Source organism: Paenibacillus sp. P4_A7 (assembly GCF_056402455.1).
In genome coordinates, this window is the sequence record NZ_JBFUHJ010000469.1 from 1 (window position 1) to 4,286 (window position 4,286).

At 41.9% G+C, this 4,286-nt stretch carries 3 protein-coding genes; 2 read left to right on the plus strand and 1 reads right to left on the minus strand.

Annotated features, from left to right (window positions below):
• A partial coding sequence (locus tag AC1DWN_RS28985; protein WP_477562348.1) for a fibronectin type III domain-containing protein occupies nucleotides 1–531 on the plus strand: 531 nt, incomplete at its 5' end.
• Nucleotides 532–639: 108 nt separating this feature from the next.
• Here the strand turns inward: AC1DWN_RS28985 and acsA are convergent.
• Complete coding sequence (acsA, locus tag AC1DWN_RS28990) at nucleotides 640–2,364, minus strand: acetate--CoA ligase (protein WP_477562349.1); 1,725 nt, start codon at nucleotides 2,362–2,364, stop codon at nucleotides 640–642.
• A 262-nt stretch (nucleotides 2,365–2,626) separates the two neighbouring features.
• Here acsA and AC1DWN_RS28995 point away from each other — a divergent pair, with 262 nt between their 5' ends.
• Complete coding sequence (locus tag AC1DWN_RS28995) at nucleotides 2,627–3,157, plus strand: superoxide dismutase family protein (RefSeq protein ID WP_477562350.1); 531 nt, start codon at nucleotides 2,627–2,629, stop codon at nucleotides 3,155–3,157.
• Nucleotides 3,158–4,286 lie beyond the last annotated feature (1,129 nt).

A 4,286-nucleotide genomic window follows, 5' to 3' on the forward strand; every position in this document is an offset into this window, starting at 1 on the left:
GTTGTATACCGCATTTACAGATCAGTAAACCAAGCAGCATTCGAGAAATTCGGTGCTTCCATACTGGCAGGAGAAGAAACAAAAGTAAGCTTCACAGCATCCAAAACGCAAAGCTATACCTATTACGTTACGGCAATAGATGTTGTTGGAAAAGAATCTGCTCCGAGTGAGCTCGTTCAATACGGTTCGACTCCAGTAATTCCTGATCTGACTCCTACAGATGGCGGTAATCCGAATGGTAATGAGGAGGGCGGCATGTCCGCACCTTTGGCTCCAACTGGATTACAGGCTGAGAGTAGCGCAGTCAGTGTAAAGCTGAGCTGGGCGTCAAATACTATCTCTGAGCAAGTAACACAGTATCATATTTATTTCAGCCCTAACAGTGACGGTCAATATTCAAAGATTACTTCTACCTCTGAAACGAACTTCGAATATGTCGCGCCACTTGTTTCCGGAACGTTCTATGTTACTTCGGAGAATGCGCAAGGTGAGTCTAACGCATCAGCGCAAGTTACCGTGAGTAATAATTAGCTGTTGTCGTAGACCGCTCCATTCAATAACAAATGCAAAGAGGATGCTCCCCAATAGGGGAGCATCCTCTTTCTTTTATAACGATAATTAGAAAACATTCTGATCGTTTTATTCTTCTATAGTAGACAAATCGCCAGTAGGCAAGTTAAGCTCCCATGCTTTAAGCACTCTGCGCATTATTTTACCGCTGCGTGTTTTTGGAAGTTTGTCCTTGAATTCAATCTCCCTTGGAGCAGCATGTGCGGATAAGCCAACTTTTACAAACTGTGAAATTTCCTGCTTCAGCTCATCGGAAGGTGTATAGCCCTCTCTCAAAGCGATAAATGCTTTAATAATTTCACCGCGCATTGGATCTGGCTTGCCGATTACACCAGCCTCAGCTACTGCAGGATGTTCAACCAGCTTACTTTCCACCTCAAAAGGTCCTACTCGCTCACCGGCTGTATTAATAACATCATCTATACGGCCTTGGAACCAGAAATATCCATCCTCATCCATATAAGCAGAGTCACCAGATACATACCATCCATTCAGGTAAAAATACTCAGCGTATTTCGAAGGGTTGTTCCAAACCTTACGCATCATAGATGGCCACGGAGTACGAACGGCGAGGTTACCCATACGATAAGGAGCTACCTCGTTGCCGCTATCATCAATGATTGCAGCTGTTACACCTGGTAGCGGTTTTCCCATTGATCCTGGCTTAATGTCCATGCTCGGATAGTTACAAATGAGCTGAGCGCCAGTCTCTGTCATCCACCATGTATCGTGAATCCGTTGTCCATATACTTTAAGACCCCATCTTACAACTTCTGGGTTTAGCRGCTCTCCTACGCTAAGTACATGACGCAAACTTGATAGATCAAATTGCTGTGATACATCATCGCCTGCTCCCATTAGCATACGGAACGCTGTGGGCGCGCTGTACCAAACCGTTACCCCATACTTTTGGATAACACCATACCAATCACTAGGACTGAATCTCCCACCACGTATGACGCTTGTAGCGCCATTTAGCCAAGGTGCGAAAATACCGTATGATGTTCCTGTAACCCAACCTGGATCAGCTGTACACCAATAAATATCATCCTCTTTCAAATCGAGAACGATTTGGCCCGTGTATAAATGCTGCACCATCGCATTTTGAACATGATAAACGCCCTTTGGTTTACCAGTAGAACCAGAAGTATAGTGTAAAATAAGACCATCTTCACGATCCAGCCATTCAATTTCAGCTTCATCCGAAGCAAGGTTCATCTCTTCAGTGAAATCAAGAATGCCTTCTTCCTTCGTTACATCTTTGCCAACTACTATAATGTGCTTAAGTAATGGTAGTTCATCGCGCTTAATTCGGTGAAACAAAGCAGGAGTCGTAATGATTGCAGTTGCTTCACTATCTTGCAATCTATCCTTAACTGCTGTTTCCATAAAAGCTTCAAACAAAGGTCCAACAACTGCTCCGACCTTCCAAGCGCCTAATGCGCTAATATAGAGCTCTGGCGTACGTGGCATAAATATAAAAATGCGCTCGCCCTTTGAAATGCCTAGCTTACGCAAGACGTTTGCAAATCGATTGGATTGCTTGCTTAATTGTTCGAATGTATAGGTTTCATCCCGCTCATTGTCACTGTAAAGAAGCGCAGTCTTGTCGCCTTTGCCGTTCTCGACATGACGATCGATTGCCTCGTAAGCCATATTTACTTTCCCAGTTGTGTACCAGCTGAACTGGCTCTCAATTTGTTCCCATTCAAAACTTGCTCTTGCTTCCTCATAGTTAGTTAAATTCGGGCTCGTCGCTGTTGCTGGAATGCGTTCTTGATGCAAGTTGATCATTCTATCACTCTCCCATCAAATCTGACTATCATTTTTACGAGAATACGCTTACAAAATGAATATAAAATCAATGCAAACAACCTGGGCAATGAATGGTACTTCCCATGCATTTCAACCGCCACAATTATTATAGCACAACCTAATTTCTTCGACTACGGTTTTCCTATTATTCAATCCTAGTATAGGACGAACTTATTTAATGATGAATAATTATGTGAATTTTGAGGATAATAATCGAGTATCCATAAAATAGGAGGTCAAAATGAAACATCTCTTACTTACAGTAGCATTGCTGCTCTTCTCTCTATCCGCTAACGCACAAATAACAAAAGCACAATCCAGCGAACCGACAGTTACGATTACTGTAATTAACAGCAACGGAATAAAAATAGGAAAGGCCGTACTAAGCCAGCAGGCAGATACAGTACGTCTACGAATTGAAGCGCAAATGCTGCCTCCGGGAACGCACGGTATACATTTTCATGAAACAGGCCGCTGTGATGCTCCGGATTTCACAACTGCAGGTTCCCATTTTAACCCTACAAGTAAGGAGCATGGCTTTCATAATCCGAAAGGCTTTCACTCAGGAGATTTATTGAATATCGAAGTCGGTAGTGACGGTAAGGTTATGACGGAGCTTGAGAGCAAGACCGTAACCTTAAAGATAGGACAACCTAACTCCTTGCTGCAAAAGAATGGTACTTCGCTCATTATCCATGAAAAGGCCGATGATTATGTAACGGACCCTTCCGGCAATTCAGGTAAGCGGATTGCATGCGGCGTTATTAAGTAACGATGCTGCTAAAATTTCAAGAAAGTAATTTGCATACGGTGGCTGCGGCTTTCCCAGTCGGCTAATGAACTTTGAACACGAAAAGGGCAATTACTTCAACGAATTAACCATAGGAAGCTGTACGCATGTAAACAGTGCTTATAGCTTCCTTATTTGCAATTTTACTTAGTTTATAAGAAGATTAGTTAGCTTACTTAGCTTATTAGACTACTTTGCTTACTTTTCGGCTTACTTAGCCTAATGAGCATTCTTTGCTTACTTTTTAGCTTACTTAGAACTATGCTTATTTTTAACTTACTTAGCTCAATGCGCCTACTTATCTTACTAAGCTTAATTTGTAGCTTACTCAGTAAACTACTTAGCTAAATTAGCCAACGCCCCCCTGTTTACAGGTCACTACTAACTAAGTTAAAGGTGCAGGCGCGCAAATCTCGCTTTCAACTTTTTATAAAGATGAATATAAGAACCTACTCTTCATCTGTCTTATTTGACTGTATATCATACACTCAAATGAGCTTAAAAACGAAGTAATAGAGCTTTGACTGTATTTCATCCAATCAAATCGACCAATCCGTAGTCAAAAAGTGTCTAGCTGCCTATTTGATTGTATCTTTTCCATTCAAACACATAAAAAATGGATTTATCAGATGTTTGAATGGACAATATCCACTCTCTTCGCCCGCTCCATTACTCGTAATGGAACGATGGTGTTTGGATACCTTTCTTGCTTTACCACCCTACACCACTCTATCCTCATAGGGGTTCATTTACTCACACACTGATTTTTGACGATGCTCCCCCTTTTCTTCGACTCCATCTCATCCAAACATATTTTCAAAATTTGTTCCAAGGAAAACAGACTTTCTTGTCGAATAAGATACAACGAGTAATTATCTTTACCGCTAATCGTATAGTCATACCATTAATGGAAGATAAACTTACGATAGGAAGCTGTGTTTAACTTGAACCATATACCATCTTACTTAAGAGATAAGTAGGTAACACCTAACATCAAAGGGGGGTTTGCCTTGGAACATCGAAAACGGTTACAGCGCGAGCTTATCGAGCTGGAAGGCAACCGTGTACTAGTTATGGAAGGACCTGTCCCACCTGCACAGCTGTCTCAACT